Annotated in this window: 1 protein-coding gene; it reads left to right on the plus strand. The window is 62.7% G+C overall.

Annotated features, from left to right (window positions below; genetic code table 11):
* Positions 1-98: 98 nt before the first annotated feature.
* Positions 99-1,358: an IS701 family transposase gene (locus P7D22_RS22930; RefSeq protein ID WP_319936557.1), complete on the plus strand. Its 1,260-nt coding sequence runs from the start codon at positions 99-101 to the stop codon at positions 1,356-1,358.
* Positions 1,359-2,124: the final 766 nt, after the last annotated feature.

Here is a 2,124-nt window from a genome sequence, read left to right on the forward strand (position 1 = left end):
TCGTTTCACTGGCCCTCGGATTCATCCTCTTAAAATCCGTCCACACGGCCTAGCACTACAGTTGCGCATTGTGGAGAACCCTGAATCAATGGGCAACCATGATTCAGGATCTGATGACTGGCGGGGCGTCGGTTGAGGACACGCTGGCTTTATGGGCCGCGTCGCTGCGCGTTGCGAAGCAGCGTATCCGGCCTTTGTTCACGCAGGAGCGCGTGGCAGCCTCAGCGAGCCGGTTCCTGGACGCGCTGCTTGGCAGCGAGCCGCGCAAGACAGGCTGGATGCGGGCGGAAGCGGCTGGCGACAGAGGTCCCTGGCGGCAACAGGCTCTGCTCGGCCGAGGACGTTGGGATGCCGATGCGCTGCGCGATCTTGTCCGTGACCACGTCGTGGAGCATCTGGGCGAGGCCGATGCGGTATTGGTGATCGACGAGACCGGCTTTCTCAAGCAGGGACGCGCGTCGTGCGGGGTCGGACGCCAATACACCGGCTCAGCCGGCAAGATCACCAACTGCCAGATCGGCGTGTTCGCCACCTATGTGTCGGGCAAAGGACACGCTTTCATCGACAGGACGCTTTACCTGCCCAAGGCCTGGACGAGCGATCCGGCGCGATGCAAGGCCGCGCATGTTCCCACCGAACACGCCTTCGCCACCAAGCCGGGTCTCGCGACCGCGATGGTGACGCGCAGCATCGCGGCGGACGTCCCGTTTTCCTGGGTGGCCGCGGACAGCGTGTACGGCGTTGGCGACCTGGAGATGATGCTGCGCCGGGCTGGCAAGGGCTATGTGCTCGGCGTCCATGCCAACCATTGGTTCAACTCATGGTCGACCGAAATCGCCGTGGCGGGAGAGGCTCGGGACATTGCCGCAGCCCTGCCGACTAACGCCTGGACGCGGCTCTCCGCCGGCCACGGCACCAAGGGCGAACGGCTCTACGATTGGACTTACTGTCCGCTCGCCGATCTCGACGCTGCCGACCATGGCGCAGCCCCATCCAGCCTCTGGACCCGCGGCCTGCTGATCCGCCGCCCTATCGGCGAAGGCGACCTCGCCTACTTCACCACGTGGTGCCCCAAGGGCACGTCCATCGAAACCCTGGTCCGTGTCGAAGGCACGCGCTGGCGCATCGAGGAGGGCTTCGAGACCGCAAAGAACGAGTTCGGCCTCGACCATAACGAGACCCGGTCCTGGCACGGATGGCACAGGCACGTCTCGCTGGTCATGCTCGCCTATGCGGTGATGGCCGCCGTGCGCCACCAGGCCAACACTCTGCCGACGCCGAAAAAAACACCAGCGCCGCCACGACGCCGGTCCGTCTCATCCGCTGGTCCATCCAGGAAATCCGCCGCCTTGTCCTGAAACTGGCCCAACGATCCATCCCTGTCGCACATATCCTGCAATGGTCCCGCTTCCGACGCGCTCACCAAGCCGCAGCACGGCAAGCTCATCTGTGGCGAAATGCGCAACTGTAGTGCTAGAATGAAGCTTGATGCCATTCAAGCCTGCGCGCCGTCTCAGGATTACTGATTCCAATGCTATTAAGAGGAGCCACCCGGCCCGAGGTTTGCGGTAGAAAATGCTTGGTACGTTGCATGCCATCAATCGCCGTTTCGCGGACTGCTTAATGCGGCATGGGGGATGTCGTCGATCCGGGTGAGAGTGAGAAATGTTGTCCAAGCGATGTTCGTTCAGGTGGCCCGACCCCATCTGGCCCAGGTGCTCTGCATGATCTAGCGGAACTGCACCAACCAGCAACGATCGTGACAGGTTGGGCCGGACTGCATAATTCGCAGATTGCCCCTGCGAGCGCGGCAATCAGATACTCGCTTTTGCAGTCGCCGATCGTATGGTGCCGTCAACAGCCGATTCCAAGCACGCCTGTTCATCCAATCAACGGCAAGGATGGGCGCAAAGCCGATCATGCATCCCACGACGCCCCGGGGCGCATGACGATTGGACGACCATATCTCGGTCTGTTCCGTTAGGTCAGAGCGTCTTCAGCGGCGACGCCGCTCCTCGATTTGGAGGGTGCCCGGCTCGCCCTCGCCACGGGCGCGGGCAAGGTGTTTCGGTGCCGTCGCGAAGCGTGTTGGAATTCAGTGACGCAGGGCGGTGCTGCATAATG

Origin of the sequence: Lichenihabitans sp. Uapishka_5 (assembly GCF_033947565.1) — a bacterium.
In the GTDB taxonomy this organism is placed as follows: domain Bacteria; phylum Pseudomonadota; class Alphaproteobacteria; order Rhizobiales; family Beijerinckiaceae; genus Lichenihabitans.

What these genes read in the sequence shown, in the direction of transcription:
- P7D22_RS22930 (WP_319936557.1), top strand. Translation starts at nt 99, where the DNA reads ATGATTCAGGATCTGATGACTGGCGGGGCGTCGGTTGAGGACACGCTG.